This is a genomic window from Rhizobium sp. OAE497 (assembly GCF_040546565.1).
Taxonomy (GTDB): domain Bacteria; phylum Pseudomonadota; class Alphaproteobacteria; order Rhizobiales; family Rhizobiaceae; genus Rhizobium.
On the sequence record NZ_JBEPOA010000001.1, the window covers coordinates 643,304 to 660,674 of the forward strand.

Annotated in this window: 13 protein-coding genes; 7 read left to right on the plus strand and 6 right to left on the minus strand. The window is 62.5% G+C overall.

Going from position 1 to position 17,371, the window contains the following annotated elements; all coding sequences use genetic code 11:
- Positions 1-73 precede the first annotated feature (73 nt).
- The gene (locus tag ABIE40_RS03240) at positions 74-943 is read left to right on the plus strand and encodes a LysR family transcriptional regulator (RefSeq protein WP_199626204.1); all 870 of its coding nucleotides are present in this window, start codon (positions 74-76) and stop codon (positions 941-943) included.
- 1 nt (position 944) lies between these two features.
- Here the strand turns inward: ABIE40_RS03240 and ABIE40_RS30995 are convergent, their stop codons facing one another.
- The 4 genes from ABIE40_RS30995 to aceA all read right to left on the minus strand — a co-directional run bounded on the left by ABIE40_RS30995 (position 945) and on the right by aceA (position 3,678).
- Positions 945-1,004, minus strand: a complete 60-nt coding sequence (locus ABIE40_RS30995) for a hypothetical protein (protein WP_502944796.1) — start codon at positions 1,002-1,004, stop codon at positions 945-947.
- Positions 979-2,022 (minus strand): helix-turn-helix transcriptional regulator, encoded by a 1,044-nt coding sequence (locus ABIE40_RS31000; protein ID WP_502944773.1) that lies wholly within the window; start codon positions 2,020-2,022, stop codon positions 979-981. Before ABIE40_RS31000 ends, ABIE40_RS30995 begins: the two co-directional genes overlap by 26 nt.
- A 106-nt stretch (positions 2,023-2,128) precedes the next feature.
- Positions 2,129-2,365, minus strand: a complete 237-nt coding sequence (locus ABIE40_RS03250) for an SMc00767 family acetate metabolism repressor (protein ID WP_112713198.1) — start codon at positions 2,363-2,365, stop codon at positions 2,129-2,131.
- 23 nt (positions 2,366-2,388) lie between these two features.
- Entirely contained in the window at positions 2,389-3,678 is a 1,290-nt protein-coding gene (gene aceA, locus ABIE40_RS03255) for an isocitrate lyase (RefSeq protein ID WP_112713196.1), read from the minus strand.
- 159 nt (positions 3,679-3,837) lie between these two features.
- Here aceA and ABIE40_RS03260 point away from each other — a divergent pair, with 159 nt between their 5' ends.
- The 5 genes from ABIE40_RS03260 to ABIE40_RS03280 all read left to right on the plus strand — a co-directional run bounded on the left by ABIE40_RS03260 (position 3,838) and on the right by ABIE40_RS03280 (position 9,454).
- Positions 3,838-5,247, plus strand: a complete 1,410-nt coding sequence (locus ABIE40_RS03260) for a helix-turn-helix domain-containing protein (protein WP_199626205.1) — start codon at positions 3,838-3,840, stop codon at positions 5,245-5,247.
- A gap of 133 nt (positions 5,248-5,380) precedes the next feature.
- The gene (locus tag ABIE40_RS03265) at positions 5,381-6,478 is read left to right on the plus strand and encodes a polyamine ABC transporter substrate-binding protein (protein ID WP_112713192.1); all 1,098 of its coding nucleotides are present in this window, start codon (positions 5,381-5,383) and stop codon (positions 6,476-6,478) included.
- A gap of 97 nt (positions 6,479-6,575) precedes the next feature.
- A complete protein-coding gene (locus ABIE40_RS03270) occupies positions 6,576-7,718 on the plus strand; it encodes an ABC transporter ATP-binding protein (RefSeq protein ID WP_199626206.1) in 1,143 nt (380 codons plus the stop codon).
- 2 nt (positions 7,719-7,720) lie between these two features.
- Entirely contained in the window at positions 7,721-8,632 is a 912-nt protein-coding gene (locus ABIE40_RS03275) for an ABC transporter permease subunit (protein WP_112713188.1), read from the plus strand.
- 3 nt (positions 8,633-8,635) lie between these two features.
- On the plus strand, positions 8,636-9,454 hold the full coding sequence (locus ABIE40_RS03280) for an ABC transporter permease (RefSeq protein ID WP_112713186.1): 819 nt from the start codon (positions 8,636-8,638) through the stop codon (positions 9,452-9,454).
- On the opposite strand, the gene ABIE40_RS03285 is transcribed toward ABIE40_RS03280, so the two are convergent.
- Positions 9,455-11,344 carry an AsmA family protein gene (locus ABIE40_RS03285; protein ID WP_199626207.1) on the minus strand — a complete coding sequence of 630 codons (1,890 nt, stop codon included), beginning with the start codon at positions 11,342-11,344 and terminating at the stop codon, positions 9,455-9,457.
- Between the two features lie 163 nt (positions 11,345-11,507).
- Between ABIE40_RS03285 and ABIE40_RS03290 the strand changes: the two genes are divergently transcribed.
- The gene (locus ABIE40_RS03290; RefSeq protein WP_199626208.1) at positions 11,508-13,460 is read left to right on the plus strand and encodes an acetoacetate--CoA ligase; all 1,953 of its coding nucleotides are present in this window, start codon (positions 11,508-11,510) and stop codon (positions 13,458-13,460) included.
- 225 nt (positions 13,461-13,685) lie between these two features.
- On the opposite strand, the gene ABIE40_RS03295 is transcribed toward ABIE40_RS03290, so the two are convergent.
- Positions 13,686-17,306 carry an ATP-binding protein gene (locus tag ABIE40_RS03295; RefSeq protein WP_199626209.1) on the minus strand — a complete coding sequence of 1,207 codons (3,621 nt, stop codon included), beginning with the start codon at positions 17,304-17,306 and terminating at the stop codon, positions 13,686-13,688.
- Between the last annotated feature and the right edge of the window lie 65 nt (positions 17,307-17,371).

The following is a 17,371-nucleotide window of genomic DNA, read 5'->3' on the forward strand; positions in this document are numbered from 1 at the left end:
TCAAAGACATCACTTCAGATACACATCAAAAATCGCTTCTTAAACAGCTGAAATCGGCATACGATTTTCACCGATGAAAAACACGGCTTGGGATTCCTATCAGCTTTTCCTGCAGGTCGCCCGTCTCGGCGGCCTCACCGGCGCGAGCGGCACCAGTGGCCTCAGCCCGGCGACGGTCGGCCGCCGCATGCTGGAGCTGGAGCAGGAAACCGGCCGCACGCTCTTCCTGCGCAGCCAGACCGGTTACCGCTTGGCGCCGGATGGTCAGGCTCTCCTTGACCACCTGCAGGAGATGGAGGCCGCCGCCCGCAAGGTCGATGCCTGGCGCCAGTCGGGCGAGGGCGGGGCGACTGTCAAGGTTGCGGCGGGAACCTGGGTTGCCTGGTTGCTGACCGAGAACTTCTCGGCGATCCGCATGCCCGGCGATGGCTTTGCCATCTCGCTGACGATCGGCGAAACCCGCGCCAATCTTTCCTACCGGGAGAGCGATATCGGCATCCGCGCCTTCGAACCCGACGAGGCAAACCTTGCCGCGCGTCTGCTCGGAGAGGTCGCCTATGCCGTCTATGTCAGGCGCAATGCTGCGGAGGCTGCGGAGCAATGGGTGGCCGTTGCCGAGGACGAAGCGATCTCCGGCTATTTGCGCTGGCCCTATCGCAACGCGTCCGGCCCGATCGCCGCCACCGTCAACCGGCCGCGGTCGCTGCCGGATCTGGTGCGCGCCGGGGCGGGTAGGGCGGTGCTTCCGTGTTTCGTCGGCGATCTCGATCCGGAGCTTCAGCGGCTCGGCGGCGAAATTCCCGAACTCAAGCATCGCCAGTGGATCGTCATGAACAACGAAGACCGCCACCGGCCGGAAATCCGCGCCGTTGCCGATCGCATGACCAAATTGCTGAAAAGCTATTCCGATCTTTTCGCCGGCAAGCGCGCCAGCCGCAGCTAGCTCACGGTATCAGCCTTCGTACCAAGGCCACCTGGCTATTGACGCCGAGCTTGGAGAAGATGTTTTTCAGGTGCGAGCGCGCCGTCTCGTAGCTGATGTCGTTCAGCTTGGCGGTATCGCGCAGTCGACAGCCCGCTGGCGATCGACGAGGCGATGCGCAGTTCAGCGGCCGTCAGGTGCTCGTTACCGCTCAGCCTGTCGTTCAGATGGGCGCAGATGCTGCCGGAGCGCTCGATGATCAGCGCCGATGTCGGCTCCTGCAGGAACTCGCTCATGAAATCGGACTGCAGCCGAACCAGCGTGTATTTGATGTTGCCGATGCGCCCGCTGCAAACCGGCTGCAGCGGCTCGCGGGAGCGGCCGGTGGCGCGCAGTTGCTCGTTGACATTGGCATCGTTGACATTCAGCCGCCCGGTCGGGGTCACGCTGATGCCGCATCCCTCCGTCAGCATCATCTGCGCCGCGGTGTTCATCGAGCGCACCTTGCGCTCCTCGCCGAGATAGATCAGCCCGACGCCGATCGCATCGAGCAGCGGCTTGCCGCCTGCCTCGTTGCTTCGCTCGCGGCGCAGGTAATCGAAGGCCCGACGCAGATGCGGGGCAAGCTCGGTCAGCACCTGGGCGTTGGCGCGGTTATAGCCGGCGTCGGTGCTCGATGTCAGCGTCGAGAGATTGAAGGACCGCCCCTTCTCCCGCATGATCGTCACACCGATGCTGCTGCGGCAGCCGATGCTGCGCAGGTAGTCGTGATAGAATTCGGTTTTCAGCAGCTCTTCATGCGGCAGCATCTGATCGGCGATGACGCCGAGCCCGACGGGGCGCACGGCGGCCTTCGCCATCCACGGGTTCACGGTGCTGAAATGGGTGTTGTAAGCTTTCGCGGCAGCGTCTTCGAGGCCGGATGAAAGCGACAGCCCGCCGGAGCCGAGAACCGCATCATGAAAAAAGAGCGTCGACTTTCCATCCGGCATGCGCGTGTTCAGCGTATCCAGAAAATCCTGCCAGCTGGTTTCCCCGAGCAGTGCCCCATAGACCATATCGGTCAGGGACTGCACGTCCGCGCGTATTGTTGCAGGCATATGACGTCCCATAAGAGCTTGATGATATTATGCTCGCCTTTGCTGGGACTGACAATTGCGTCAAATGACGCAGAAGGCGCCGGTTTTCCCGGCGCCTTCTCCCTCTTTAGGTGCGGTTGGCAACGACAACCGGGATCATCAGATCGCCCCAGTTGCCGTCGCCGCCGTGATGGCGGGCGGACCGGACAAGCTCTACCGAAATACCGGATTCAACCGCCTTCATGACAGACTGATTGAGCCGGTGCAGATCGTTGGCGAGCATGCGGATCATGCTCTGCTGGTCCGGCGTCATCGTCGAGGACTGCTCTTCCGCGCGTTCGCGGACACGTGAGATGGAAGCCATTGTCTTCTCCTCCTGTTGCGCGGTCATTCCGCTGCGGGCTTGAACTGTGCGTGTTCGGTCGATTCCCTCATCGCGGTCGTCGAGGACAGGCCGCCGGTGATGGCAAGCGATACGGCATCGAAATAGCCGGTGCCGACTTCGCGCTGATGCTTAGTCGCGGTGTAGCCGTTGACCTCGGCGGCAAACTCCGCCTGCTGCAGCTCGGAATAGGCGGCCATCTGCCGGCTCTTGTAGCCGCGTGCCAGCTCGAACATGCCGAAGTTCAGCTGATGGAAGCCGGCAAGCGTGATGAACTGGAACTTGTAGCCCATGGCGCCGAGTTCGCGCTGGAACCTGGCGATCGTCGCCTCGTCCAGGTTCTTGCGCCAGTTGAAGGACGGCGAGCAGTTATAGGCCAGCAGCTTGCCCGGATGCACCTTGTGCACGCCTTCGGCAAAGCGCCGCGCCTGATCGAGATCGGGCTTCGAAGTCTCGCACCAGATCAGATCGCAATAGGGCGCATAGGCGACCGCGCGGGCAATGCAGGGCTCCAGCCCATTACGGACCTGATAGAAGCCCTCGACGGTGCGCCCGGCATCGTAATCGACGAAGGGCTGGTCGCGTTCGTCGATATCGGAAGTCAGCAGCTTTGCCGCCTCCGCATCCGTGCGCGCAATGACCAGCGTCGAAACGCCCATGACATCGGCTGCCAGACGCGCCGCGTTGAGATTGCGGATATGCGCCGCCGTCGGGATCAGAACCTTGCCGCCGAGATGGCCGCACTTCTTTTCCGATGCCAGTTGGTCCTCGAAGTGGACGCCGGCAACGCCCGCCTCGATATAGGCCTTCATGATCTCGAAGGCGTTCAGCGGCCCGCCGAAACCGGCCTCGGCATCGGCAACGATTGGCGCAAACCAGTTCTCGACAGAGAGGCCCTTGCCTTCAGACGTCTCGATCTGGTCGGCGCGCTGGAGCGTGCGGTTGATGCGCTTGGCAAGCTCCGGCCCGGCATTGGCGGGATAGAGCGACTGGTCCGGATACATCGCCGAGGCGGTATTGGCGTCTGCCGCGACCTGCCAGCCGGAGAGGTAGATCGCCTTCAGACCGGCACGGACCATCTGCATGGCCTGATTGCCGGACAGAGCGCCAAGCGCATTGACGAAATCGTCGCGGCGCAGGAGTTCCCAGAGCCTCGCAGCACCCATTTCCGCCAGCGAGTGGCTGATCTCCACGGAACCGCGCAGCCGTCTGACGTCCTCGGCGGAATAGGGGCGCTCGATGCCGTCGAAACGGCCAGCCGGTGCGTTGCGGATCAGCTTGTCAAACTCAGTCACAATATCCTCCTTCAGCTCGATTGCTTGTGTGACAGAATTTACAAGATCGCCGTCAAAAGCCAGAAAAGACTTGCTTAAGTGCCTGAGAAAGAGGTTATATTGGCGCAAGATTTACAAGCTGGCTTTGTCAATTTGTAAAATTTTGTAAAAGGCATCGGTATGGAACGGAAGATCTTTGCCGGACCGAAAGTCAGGCGCATCCGCAATGGCCTCGGCGTCACGCAGACGGCGATGGCCGAAGCCCTCGGCATCTCGCCGTCCTATCTGAACCTGATCGAACGCAACCAACGGCCGCTCACCGTTCAGCTGCTGTTGAAGCTTGCCTCGGTCTACAAGGTTGATCTCGATGAGCTCCAGAGCGAGCAGGGCAATAACCTCGCCGAACTGCGCGAAGTCTTCGCCGACCCGCTGCTGTCGGGCGAGCTTCCCGGCGATCAGGAGCTGGTGGAGATATCGGACGCTGCGCCCAATGCGGCGAGCGGCATGGTGAAGCTCTACCGCGCCTACCGCGAACAGGCTGCCCGGCTTTCGGATCTCAGTGCGCTGATGGCTGACGGGGCGCAGGTCCCCGCTGCCGGAGCGCGCCTTCCGGCCGACGAGGTGCGCGACGCGCTGGAGCGGCGCCCGGCCTATTTCGCCGTCATCGAGGATGCCGCCGAACAGTTCTTCATGACGCTTCCCTCGGGCGATCTGCAACAGGTGCTGAGGGATTGGCTGCAGAAGGAGCGCGGCATTACCGTGCGCGTCCTGCCTGTCCATGTCATGCCGGATCTGCGCCGCCGCTTCGATCGCCACTCCATGCGGCTCTTCCTCTCCGAGCGCCTGTCGCCGCAGGACCAGCTGCAGGAGATCGCCATCGAGGCCGCAACGCTCGCCCTGAAGGCGGCGATCGGCAAGGAGCTGGAAGGGCTCGCTCTGTCGACGCCGGAAGCCCAGCGCATCGCCCGCTTCGAGCTCGCCCGCGCTGCCGCACTGGCGCTGATGATGCCTTACGAGGCCTTCCTGACGGCGGCAAAAGCCGTGCGCTACGACATCGATCTGCTGCGTAGCCGCTTCGGCTGTTCCTTCGGCCAGGCGGCGGCTCGGCTCACGATGCTGCAGCGGCCGTCGAACAGCGCCGTGCCATTCTTCTTGATGGAGATCGATGCGGCAGGAAACCGTCTGCGCCGGGCAGGGGCGTCGGGCTTCCCGCAGGCTCGATTCGGCGGCGGCTGTCCCAAGCTCAATATTCACGCCGCCTTCCTGCAACCCGGCCAGATCCTGGCGGAAACCGTCGAGACGCCGGATGGCAGCGCCTTTCTGACGATCGCACGAACGCTGGAAGGCCCGGCAGCCCCCTTCGGCGAGAGGGTCAGGCGCACCGCGCTGCTCATTGCCTGTGACTCCCAGTTCAGGGATGCGACCGTCTACGCTCAGGCGGCGTCATCTTCGCCACATGCAGTTGCAATTGGCCCGGCCTGCCGCCTTTGTGAGCGAAAGGGCTGTCTTGCCCGTGCCGAGCCGCCGGTCACTCGCCCGCTTGGGCTAGACGAGATGGTGGCCGGTCTCAGCGCCTTTGATTTTCAGTGATAGTTGAAATCATTGAGAGCGCAGGATTTTGCGCTTGTCGGCTCTCAAAATCCTTCTTAGTCTAGCTAAAAATCCAGAGGGAATGGGTGTCCGGGGGCGTGATACCTAATAATTATAAGCCACAGGAGAGATTATGAGGTCAGTCATTGCAAAGCTCGCGGCAACTGTTGCCGTGGCCATTCTTGCCGCCGCGCCGTCCTACGCCCAGGAACGCGTCGTCAATGTCTACAACTGGTCCGATTATATCGACAGCTCGATCCTTGAGGACTTCACCAAGGAAACCGGCATCAAGGTCGTCTACGACACCTTCGATTCCAACGAGACGCTGGAGACCAAGCTGCTCGCGGGCGGCACCGGCTATGACGTCGTTGTTCCGACCGTTTCCTTCATGCAGCGCCAGATCGCTGCCGGCGTCTATCAGAAGCTCGACAAGTCGAAGCTGCCGAACCTGAAGAACATGTGGGACGTCGTCATGAAGGGCGTCGCAACCTTCGACCCCGGCAATGAATACAGCGTCGACTACATGTGGGGCACCACCGGCATCGGCTATAACGTCGACAAGGTGAAGGCCGCGCTCGGCACCGACGAGAAGCCGAACTGGGATGCGCTCTTCGATCCGGCGAAGGCTGAGAAGCTCAAGGATTGCGGCATCTACATGCTGGATTCGCCGACCGACGTCATCCCGTCGGTTCTCGCCTATCTCGGCCTCGACCCGAACAGCAAGAAGCAGGCCGATCTCGACAAGGCGCAGGAAGTCCTGCTCAAGGTTCGTCCCTTCGTGCGCAAGTTCCACTCGTCCGAATATATCAGCGCGCTCGCCAACGGCGATATCTGCATCGCGCTCGGCTATTCCGGCGACATGTTCCAGGCCCGCGACCGCGCTGCCGAAGCCAAGGCCGGCGTGACGATCGACTACTCGGTTCCGAGCCAGGGCGCGCAGATCTTCTTCGACGTCTTCGGTATCCCGAAGGATGCTCCGCATGTCGAGGAAGCGCATGAATTCATCAATTACATGATGAAGCCCGAAGTCGCCGCCAAGGCATCGAACTTCGTCTTCTATGCCAACGGCAACAAGGCCTCGCAGGAGTTCCTGGACAAGGAAGTCATCGGCGATACGGCGATCTATCCGACGCCCGAGGTTATGGCCAAGCTCTTCACGGTGCCGCCGCTCGATCCGAAAACGCAGCGCCTCGTGACACGAATCTGGACAAAGGTCGTCACCGGCCAGTAATCGAGACTTCGGCCCGGACGGCAACGCCCGGGCCTTTTATTGACGTGCCGGCCGTCGGGGGAGCGCCGGTTTCAAATTCATAATTTCGGGGAAAACCATGAAGTCTCTTGGCAATATTCGCCGCTCCTTCGCGCCCTGGGCCGATCCTGCCTCCAAGCCTTTTATCTCATTCAAGAACGTCACGAAGCGCTTCGGCGATTTCACCGCCGTCAACGATCTCAGTCTGAATATCTACCATCGCGAGTTCTTCGCTCTCCTCGGCGCATCCGGCTGCGGCAAGTCCACACTGCTGCGCATGCTGGCGGGCTTCGAACAGCCGACCGCGGGCGAGGTCATCCTCGACGGCACCGACATGGCCGGCACGCCGCCGTACAAGCGGCCGGTCAACATGATGTTCCAGAGCTACGCGCTCTTCCCGCACATGACGGTCGAGAAGAACATCGCCTTCGGCCTGCGCCAGGATGGCATGGGTAAGGACGAGATCGCCGAGCGCGTGTCGCAGATGCTGAAGATGGTCAAGCTCGAGCAGTTCGCCTCGCGCAAGCCCAACCAGCTTTCCGGCGGCCAGCGCCAGCGCGTCGCACTCGCCCGCTCGCTTGCCAAGCGCCCGAAGGTGCTGCTGCTCGACGAGCCGCTCGGTGCGCTCGACAAGAAGCTGCGCGAGGAAACCCAGTTCGAACTGATGGACTTGCAGCAGAATCTCGGCCTGACCTTCGTCGTCGTCACCCACGACCAGGAAGAGGCGATGACGATGGCAGACCGCATCGCCGTTATGAGCCATGGCAAGGTTGTGCAGGTCGCAACGCCTGCCGAAATCTACGAAGCGCCGAACTGCCGCTTCGTCGCCGACTTCATCGGTGACGTGAACATCTTCGACGGCAAGGTGGTCTCCGCCGATGGCACGAGTGTCGAGCTCGCCATCGATGCCGGCTTCAGCGTCAAGGTCGCGACATCAGACATGCCCGCCAAGGGCAGCACTGCCGGTTTCGCGATCCGCCCGGAAAAGCTGAAGGTCACCCGCCAGCCACCGGCCAATCCCAATGTCAACGCCTCCTCGGGCGAGCTCTGGGACATCGCCTATCTCGGCGACATGACCGTCTTCCACGTCAAGCTGAAGAGCGGCCAGGTGGTCAAGGCCTCGCTGCTCAATGCCCAGCGCGCCGTCGACGATCCCTTCACCTACGACCAGGAAGTCTGGGTCACCTTCGCCGAAGATGCCGGCGTGCTCTTGAAGGATTGACCATGGGCAAGCTCGGTTCAGCCATCTACAGCCGCCTGGTCATTATCGTTCCCTATGCCTGGCTGCTGATCTTCTTCCTGGCGCCGTTCTTCATCGTCTTCCGCATCTCGCTGTCGACGACCGCGATCGCCATGCCGCCCTATGAGCCGGCCTTCTCGTTCAGCGATGGCTGGGCCGGTTTCATGGAGAAGATTTCGACCTTCTCCTTCGACAATTACAGCTACCTGATCGACGACCCGCTCTATTTCAACGCCTATATCTCAAGCCTCGTCATCGCCGGTGTCTCCACCTTCCTGACGCTGCTGATCGCCTATCCGATCGCCTACGGCATGGCGCAGGCGCCGCGCAGCATCCGCCCGACGCTGCTGATGCTGGTCATCCTGCCGTTCTGGACGAGCTTCCTGATCCGCGTCTATGCCTGGATCGCGATCCTCAAGCCGGAAGGACTGCTGAACCAGCTGCTGATCGGAACCGGCATCATCGATACGCCGCTGATCATCCTGAACACCAATGTCGCGGTCTATATCGGCATCGTCTATTCCTACCTGCCGTTCATGGTGCTGCCGCTCTATTCCTCGCTCGAGAAGATGGACGGCACGCTGATCGAGGCGGCGCAGGATCTCGGCTGCACGCCGATCCGCGCCTTCTGGCGGGTGACGTTCCCGCTGTCGCTGCCCGGCGTCGTCGCCGGCTGCATGCTGGTCTTCATCCCCGCCGTCGGCGAATTCGTCATCCCCGACCTGCTCGGCGGGTCGCAGACGCTGATGATTGGCAAGACGCTGTGGAACGAGTTCAATTCAAACCGCGACTGGCCGGTGTCTTCGGCCGTGGCGACCATCCTCCTCTTGATCCTCGTGGTGCCGATCGTGTTCTTCCAGAATGCCCAGGCCAAAGCCGACGAGCAGGGGAGATAAGAGATGCTACGCTGGACACGCTTCAACATCATCTCGGTCACGCTCGGCTTCGCCTTTCTCTATCTGCCGATCGTGCTCCTGGTGATCTTCTCCTTCAACGAGTCGAAACTCGTCACCGTCTGGGGCGGCTTCTCGACCAAGTGGTACGTGTCGTTGATGCACAATGACGCCCTGCTGGATGCGGCCTGGGTCACGGTCCGCGTCGGCGTCCTGTCGGCAACGGCGGCGACCATCCTCGGTACGCTGGCGGCAATCACGCTGGTGCGCCACACGCGCTTCCGCGGCCGCATGCTGTTTTCAGGCATGGTCTATGCACCGCTCGTCATGCCCGAAGTCATCACCGGCCTGTCGCTGCTGCTGCTCTTCGTGGCGATCGGCCTCGACCGCGGCTTCTGGACGATTACGCTGGCGCATACGACGCTGACCATGTGCTTCGTCGCCGTCGTCGTGCAGTCGCGTCTGATGAGCTTCGACCAGTCGATCGAGGAGGCCGCGCAGGATCTCGGCGCCCCGCCGGTGCGCACCTTCTTCGAGGTGACGCTGCCGATCATCGCGCCGGCCGTATTCTCCGGCTGGATCCTCGCCTTCACTCTGTCGCTGGACGATCTGGTTATTGCGAGCTTCACCTCCGGCCCGGGCGCGACGACGCTGCCGATGAGGATCTACAGCCAGGTGCGATTGGGCGTGACGCCGGAGATCAATGCGGTCTGCACCATCCTGATCGCCGTCGTTGCCGTCGGCGTCATCGCGGCATCGGTGATCACCAAGCGCCGTGAAGTCCAGCGCGAACGCGATGAACGCGCTGCCGCCAACGCGCCCTGATTACTGAGCGCTGGGTGCCGGCTGCGTCAGCACCGGCACCGGCGATATCACCGGATTGGGCCAGGAACCGCCGATGAAGAAGGGTAGAAGCGGTAGCTCGGCCGCCCGTGTATCGTCGGTCGCCTGCAGCGAGCCGGAAAGCGCCAGCCCGTTGGATTCGTAGGGGATGATGCCGGAGAGCGTCAGCGTCTCCACCGCGCCCTTGATGCTGACGCCTTCAAGCTCTGCCGAACCAGCCGAGAAATTCGCCGTCAGCTGCGCCTCGGTGAACGGGAACGAATGATCGCCCGCGGCACTCAGCGGGAAGAACTTCTGCTGCGCCGACTGATTGCGGATCGCTTCGACATCGAGATTGGCGATCGAGCCGGTTCCCGCATGGAAGGTGAGCTGACCGGTCACGTCGCCGAGTCCAGCCGTCCAAAGCGGCTTTGTCGTCTTCAGGTTCAAGTCGAGTGACCCGGTCGTCAGCGGCAAGGGCCCTTTGAGCTGCAGCCGTTCGACCAGAGCACCGAAATCCGCACCGCGGATCGACATCTGCAGCTTGCCGCCACCATCGAAATCGCCGCGCGTTGCTTCCAGATGCGCCAGCATCGTGCCGCCCTCGAACTGGCTGTCGCCGATATCGAACTTGGCTTCGTTGCTGGAAACGATGACGCTGGCCCCGACATCCGACAGGTTGAAGGGCGCAAGCTGCATCTCCTTGGCGGAGAAGCGCAGATCGAGATCGAGACGCTGCAACGGCCCACCGTCCGGCGTTGCCGTTTCTTCACCGGCCGCAAGGCGCAGCGCGAAGGCGTCGAAGAACGGCTTCAGGTTCATGGTGTCGAAAGCGAGCGTCCCGCCGAGCTTCGCCCGGTTGTTGCGCACGCTGGAAATGTCCATCACGCCGGTTGCCGTCGCGCCGTTCAGCCCGAGTGTCACATTGTTGAAGCGCAGGCCATTGGCGGCCGAGAGCACGTCGCTACTGATCGAGAACGACTTGAGGCTCTCGATCCCCGGGATCGACTTCCCCGACCATGCAAGCAGGGCCGGCATGTCGCCGATCGTGGCGCTGATATTGCCGGAGAGACCGGTCAAGTTGGTGATGCTGCCGAGCCCCGAGAAAGAGGCGGTGACGAGGTTCGAGGCAAGCGATGCCTTCAGCTCGGTGGTCTTGCCGCCGAAGACCAGCAGCGGATTGCGCGAGGAGAAGTCGAGCTTCAGATCCTGACCGGCAGTCCGGGCAATCAGCACGGCCGACATGCCGCTCGAAAGCCGCGGCCAGTTGATATCGGCCGTCACACCCTCGAAGTGATAGGTCTTGGATGTCGCGAGATCGGTAACATTGAGCGTCCCGTCCTCGACGGTAATGGCGCCGACCTCGGCATCGAGCTTGCGGTCCAGCACCTGCGCATTGCCATCCTGGTGCGCGCCGTCGATCGCCTTGGCGAGCTGGCCGGCATAGGTCCAGTCGATCAGGCCCTGCTGGTCGCGCGTTAGCGAGAGGTTCGGCCGCAGCAGATGGAATTCATGGAAGCTGGCATGGCCGCGCAGCGCCTCGATCAGGCTGAAATCGGCCGAGAGGCTGTCGATCGTGCCGAGCAGCTTGTTTCCGGCATTCGGCGGCTGGCGGATGGCGATCTGGTGCAGCGTGATGCGCGGCGTCGGCCAGAATTCGAGTTCCGGGCTGCCCTTGATCTCGGCCTTGTAGCCCGTCCAGCGCGACAGCGCATCCTCGATGCCGGAGCGCACCATGCCCGTCGAAACCACGAAAGGTGCGGCGACGCGCAGGGCGACAAAGATCACGGCGGAAATAAGCAAGAGCAGGGTTGCGAGACGTGTAATACCCGGAAGCCAGCGGGAAACGGGGGCCATCTTTTTACGCCACTTCGGTTGTCTTGACGTACTCATGAGCTCTGCCAGTATTTTCAGTCGCTTACCCGTTAGGCGCTGATCTTGCCGGATATATGAAATACGCGCCATATGCAATTCGGACGGCCGATCGCAGAGCGCCATGCACACTTTATAATGCAGTGCAGCATGTTATATAGCGAATAAACGGGAGGAAATGGGAATGAACGACACAGTGCCGCTCTGGACGCCGTCGCGGGAGTTCATCGAGAAGAGCCCGATGCATGCCTTCATGCAGCGCTGCAACGAGGCGTTCGGCCTGTCACTTCAAGACTATGCCGGCCTGCATGCCTGGTCGATCGCCGAGCGCGAGCATTTCTGGTCCACCCTCTGGGATTTCTGCGGCGTGCGCGGCGAACGCGGCGAGCGGGTGCTGGCCGATGGCGATCTCATGTTGAAGGCGCGCTTCTTCCCCGATGCCCGGCTGAACTTCGCCGAGAACCTGCTGTGCAATACCGGCGAGGGCGATGCGCTGATCTTCCGCGGCGAGGACAAGGTGCAGGATCGCTGGTCCTGGAACCGCCTGCACGAAACGGTCTCGAAGTTGCAGCAGGCCTACCGGGCGCTCGGCATCGGCGAGGGCGATCGTATCGCCGCGATGATGCCGAACATGCCGGAGACTATCGCCTGCATGCTGGCCGCGGCCTCGATCGGCGCGATCTGGTCCTCCTGTTCTCCTGATTTCGGCGAACAGGGCGTGCTCGACCGCTTCGGCCAGATCAGCCCGAAGCTCTTCATCGCCTGCGATGCCTATTGGTATAACGGCAAGCTGCAGGATGTCTCCGCCAAGGTCGCCACCGTCGCCGCCAATTTGCAGGCGCCGTCGATGATCGTCCACTATGCCGGCAATGCCGATGCCGTGGCCGCCGCTGTAACGGACGCCAGGACTTTCGATGCGATGATCGCGCCCTATCAGGCAAAGCCGGTCGAATTCGCCCAGCTGCCTTTCGCGCACCCGCTCTACATTCTCTTTTCCTCAGGCACGACCGGCGTGCCGAAATGCATCGTCCATTCGGCCGGCGGCACGCTGCTGCAGCACCTCAAGGAACACCGCCTGCATTGCGGCATCGAGCCGGGCGACAAGCTTTTCTACTTCACCACCTGCGGCTGGATGATGTGGAACTGGCTGGCGAGCGGCCTTGCCGCGGGCGCCACGCTCTGCCTGTTCGACGGCTCGCCTTTCGCTCCCGATGGCAACGTGCTCTTCGACTATGCCGAGGCCGAAAAATTCGCAGTCTTCGGCACCTCGGCCAAATATATCGACGCCGTCCGCAAGAGCGGCCTGACGCCGCGCAGCAGCCATGACCTTTCGAGCCTGCGTCTGATGACCTCGACTGGATCGCCGCTCTCGCCCGAAGGCTTCACCTTCGTCTATGAAGGCATCAAGGAGGACATCCAGCTAGCCTCGATTTCCGGCGGCACCGATATCGTCTCCTGCTTCGTGCTCGGCAATCCGCTGCAGCCGGTCTGGCGCGGCGAGATCCAGGGCGCCGGTCTCGGCCTTGCCGTCGATGTCTGGAACGATGACGCGAAGCCGGTGCGCCAGGAAAAAGGCGAGCTCGTCTGCACCAAGGCATTTCCCTCCATGCCCGTCGGTTTCTGGAACGATGCCGATGGCGCCAAGTATCGCGCCGCCTATTTCGAGCGTTTCGACAATATCTGGTGCCACGGCGATTTCGCCGAATGGACGGAGCATGGCGGCCTCGTCATCCACGGCCGCTCCGATGCGACATTGAACCCGGGCGGCGTGCGCATCGGTACTGCCGAGATCTACAATCAGGTGGAGCAGATGGAAGAGGTCGCCGAGGCGCTCTGCATCGGCCAGGACTGGGATGATGACGTCCGCGTTGTGCTCTTCGTCCGCCTGGCGCCCGGGATCGCGCTCAGCGAGGATCTTGCGAAGGTGATAAAGAACCGCATCCGCACCGGCGCCTCGCCTCGCCACGTTCCGGCAAAGATCATCGCCGTCGCCGATATCCCGCGTACCAAGTCGGGAAAGATCGTCGAACTCGCCGTCCGCGAGGTGGTTCACGGCCGTCCCGTTAAGAACAAGGAGGCGCTCGCAAATCCCGAAGCGCTTGAGCTATTTGCAGGATTGGCCGAGTTAAACGTTTAAAGTCGCGTAAAATGCGCCCGAAACTACAAGCTTCCATCCTTCAGAGCTTCCCGGTTCCGGCAACCATTCGTTAACGGAGGTCCGTCAAAGGTGATGGCACTTGGAGCTGTGAATGATAGGCAGCTAGGAGCACTTGGCTCCCGTGACATGACGTTGAGCGACTGAGCCCCTTGTTGAACAGCACCAAACTCCAGGCAGCCTAAACCCCAGGCTGCCTTTTTTCGTTCAGCCGGCCAGAACCCGCTGCGACGGGAAGGTAATCTCCACAAGCGTGCCTTCGTTCGGCGCCGAGTTGATCGCGAAGATCGCCCGGTTGGCATCGACCATCGCCTTGGTCAGCGGCAGGCCGAGACCGGTGCCGTCACCGCGGTGGCGCGATTGCGCCGAGACTTGCCTGAACGGCTTCATCGCCTGGTCGAGCTCGCTACGCGTCATGCCGATGCCGGTATCGCGGACGCGAAGCACGACGCTGCCATTGCTCTCATAGGAAGTCGAGACGACGATCTGGCCGCCCGACGGCGTGAAGCGGATCGCATTCGACAGGATGTTCAGCGCGATCTGTTTGACGGAGCGCAGGTCGGCGACGACATTCGGCACCGATTGCGACAGCGCCGTGCGGATGATCACCCGCTGCCCGTTCGCCTGCGGCTGCACCAGCGCCACGGCCTCTGACACAGCATCGTTCAGGCCGACCGAAGCGAAATCGAGATCCATCTCGCCCGCCTCGATCTTCGAGATGTCGAGCAGGTCGTTGACGATATCCAGCACATGGCGCCCGGAGCGGCCGATGTCATTTGCATATTCGATATAACGCGGATGGCCGATCGGTCCGAAACGCTCGGTCGCCATCATGTCGGAGAAGCCGATGATGGCATTCAGCGGCGTGCGGATTTCGTGGCTGATACGCGCCAGGAAATCGGTCTTGTGGGCATTGGCGGTTTCGGCCGCGCCCTTGGCGCTGCGCAACTCGTCTTCCGTCCGCTTCCACTGGGTAATGTCGCGGATGACGGCGCAATAGCCGCTGGAGGAGGTGAGGCGGCCCATCGTCATGAACAGCGGCACGAAACCGCCGGACGCCTCGCGGCCGATCACTTCGCGCCCGTCGTTCAGCACGCTGGCAACGCCGTGGCCCGAAAGACCGTTCAGATAGTCGAGCACCGCTTTCTGGCTTTCATGAGCGAAGAGCATGACGAAGGGTTTGCCGCGCGTTTCCTCTTCGTCGTAGTTGAAGAGCGCGCTTGCCGAGCGGTTCATCGAGCGGATATCGCCCTCGGCGCCGATCACGACGACGCCATCGGTGGCCGTCTCCAGGATCGAGCGCAGTTCCTCGACTTCGACCTGCAGCTTGGCGACCTTCTCGACCATGCGGTCGGAGCGGTTTTCCTGGCGCGGCTCTTCTTCCACCTTCGCAGGCGGCACGTCCTTGGCCTCGACCGGCATCAGCGCCAGCATCAGCGCGCTCGCATCTTCCCAGCGAACCGACTGCAGCCGTGCCGTCACCGGCACCAGGCTGTCATCGGCGGTAACAAGCATCATCACGCCCGGACGGCCGGTATTTTCTTCCAGCTCCCGGCGCTGCAGCAGCGCATCGAGACCGCCGACCTCGTCGAGCGCCTCGAGCGAGGCATAGCCGGTCAGGCGCATGAATTCCGGATTGGCATGCATCAGCTCGTCACCGGCATGGATCAGCACCGCGACCGGTAGCTGATCGACGGTGGCGGACGACAGCCCGTCCGTCATCTTGACGCGGGGCGGGATGACGCTGCTCAGCATGTCGAGCGGGCTCACCGACGTTTCCGGCAGCCCCTCGGTGGCATCGTCATCGCTATCGTCGGCAACGGTCTCGTCTTCTGCGGCTTCCGCAGAAACATCATCGTTTTCGTTGGCAGCCTCGAAGCTCACAACGTCTTCGGCGTCTGAAATCTCCTCAGCAGGAGCAGCCGTCTCGATCTCCACCGGAGCCGCATCATTGGCAGCAGCCGGCGTTTCCGGCTGTACCGGTTCGCCGGCTTCATCTTCGGTATCGCGTACGCCAAAAGCCTCGAGGCGCTTGGCGATCTCGCGGAAATTTGCCTGCTCGGCAGCGCTGAGCCCCGGTCCGGCATTGTGCAGCTGCACGATTTTGTCGGTCAGGCGGCGGCTCGGTGTTTCCGCCATGCGCAGCACCGGCGGCTCTTCGCGCGGTAGCGGGATTTCGACAGGTGCGGGAGCTTCGGCTTCTACATTCGCCGGCTCTTCGGCAACTTCGGCAATCGCTTCTTCCGGCACGTCGATCGGCTGGTCGAGGCTGGCAGCATCCCGGCCGATCCCATCAGGCCCGAGCGTCAGGCCAAGGGCGAGCGGATCTTCCGCCGCATCCGACAGGCGCACGACGCCGAAGCCGCGGAAGCCGTCGAATTCGCGCTGGCGCGTATAGGTCGGCAGGGCCGCGAGATCGACCGGCACGACGAGGCTGGTGCCTTCGATCGGCCAATGGATGGTCTTGCCCGACCAGGTGTCGCGGCGCTCTAGCGCCTCGGCGATCTTGCCTTCGGGGTCGAGATTGAAGAGGGCGGAAATATCGCTGAAGGCAACGCCGATGACATTCGCCGCATTCGGGCCGACCGCCTCGGCAAACTCGTTCGACACTTCGCTGAAACAGCCGGCCGAATCGATCTTCCAGACAAAGCGCGTGGCGCGGCTGTTCGGCTGGAACTTGAAGCCGGAGGAGGGCGCTGCAGCAACGGGGTCAACCGGAGCCGCTTCGGCCGCGGCAACGCTCTCTTGCTCGGGCTCCTCCGAAACCGCGCTTACCGGCTCTTCTTCCGCAACATCCTCGGCAGGGGCGTCCAGAGGCTCCGCATCCAGCACGACATTCGGTTCCGGCTCGATCGCGATGGGGCCGTCGTCTTCGGCGGCAGTTGTTTCCAGCTCGGCAGCCTCGGGAAGCGTCTCTTCTTCCTCGACAGCGCCTTCCGCCAGATCCGCCCGGGCCTCTACGTCGGCAACGAGTTCTTCGACTTCAGGCTCTTCGGCAACAGGCTCCTCAGCCTCGGCGACGCTCTCCAGAACCTCTTCGACATCCTCGATGCCGGCGACCGCATTGAGCGCCTCGTCGAATTTCGGCTGCTCGATATGGTTAACGGCGGCTGTGGATAAGGCCGGTTCCGGCACTGCAACATCGATCGGGTCGAGGTGGCCGAGCACCGTTTCGACGGCGAAAAGCAGGTTGAGGACCGGTTCGTCGCTGAGCTTGCCGACGGCGGCCGGCAGGTAGCCCTTACCGGTGGCAACAGGGCGCTTCACCAGCCGGTCCGGATGGGCGGCGGCAAGGCCAGTCAGGCTCTTTGCGGTCTGCTGGGTGATTCCGAGAGAGGCATAGCCGGGCGAGGAGGCGATCACTTCGCCCTCGGCGCCGATCACCGCCATATGCGTATCGGGATCGTCGAGACCCTGGATCATCTGCGCCGCCGAAGCGCTGGCCGGCAAGGCCTTGCCCGCAACGGGAACCGAAAACAGGATGGCCCGCTCGCCGGTCGAAAGCGCGATGCGCTCGACCACGGCCTGAACGGGCACGCGCTGAAAGCCCTTGACGATGCGGATCATCAGATTGCGGCTGTCGCCGGTCGATGTCAGCTGCCGAGCCGTCGTCTCCAGCTGGCGGAAGGTGATGTCGCCATTGCCGACGCCCTGGTCGAGCAGGTCATAGACGGCTGAGTGGCCGAAAAGCTCGGCGCCGGTGCCGTTTGCCCAGAGCAGGCGGGTCAGATCGGCGGAGAACAGCACCATGGCTTCCCCGCGCGAAAAGCGCTCCCGCACCCGCTGATGCACGGCAATATCGATGAACGGGTACTGGACAGCGGGCATGGGGAACCTTGTTGCCTTCGGCCTCATTTAAATTAACGGTCTATTAATAACGATGCGCCGGAAAG

Bases quoted from the DNA above. Each gene is read 5' to 3' on its own strand.
- ABIE40_RS03285 (WP_199626207.1), bottom strand. From the start codon at position 11,344: ATGAGTACGTCAAGACAACCGAAGTGGCGTAAAAAGATGGCCCCCGTT.
- ABIE40_RS03265 (WP_112713192.1), top strand. From the start codon at position 5,381: ATGAGGTCAGTCATTGCAAAGCTCGCGGCAACTGTTGCCGTGGCCATT.
- ABIE40_RS03290 (WP_199626208.1), top strand. From the start codon at position 11,508: ATGAACGACACAGTGCCGCTCTGGACGCCGTCGCGGGAGTTCATCGAG.
- ABIE40_RS03240 (WP_199626204.1), top strand. From the start codon at position 74: ATGAAAAACACGGCTTGGGATTCCTATCAGCTTTTCCTGCAGGTCGCC.
- ABIE40_RS03295 (WP_199626209.1), bottom strand. From the start codon at position 17,306: ATGCCCGCTGTCCAGTACCCGTTCATCGATATTGCCGTGCATCAGCGG.
- ABIE40_RS03280 (WP_112713186.1), top strand. From the start codon at position 8,636: ATGCTACGCTGGACACGCTTCAACATCATCTCGGTCACGCTCGGCTTC.
- ABIE40_RS03275 (WP_112713188.1), top strand. From the start codon at position 7,721: ATGGGCAAGCTCGGTTCAGCCATCTACAGCCGCCTGGTCATTATCGTT.
- ABIE40_RS03260 (WP_199626205.1), top strand. From the start codon at position 3,838: ATGGAACGGAAGATCTTTGCCGGACCGAAAGTCAGGCGCATCCGCAAT.
- ABIE40_RS03270 (WP_199626206.1), top strand. From the start codon at position 6,576: ATGAAGTCTCTTGGCAATATTCGCCGCTCCTTCGCGCCCTGGGCCGAT.
- ABIE40_RS31000 (WP_502944773.1), bottom strand. From the start codon at position 2,022: ATGCCTGCAACAATACGCGCGGACGTGCAGTCCCTGACCGATATGGTC.
- ABIE40_RS03250 (WP_112713198.1), bottom strand. From the start codon at position 2,365: ATGGCTTCCATCTCACGTGTCCGCGAACGCGCGGAAGAGCAGTCCTCG.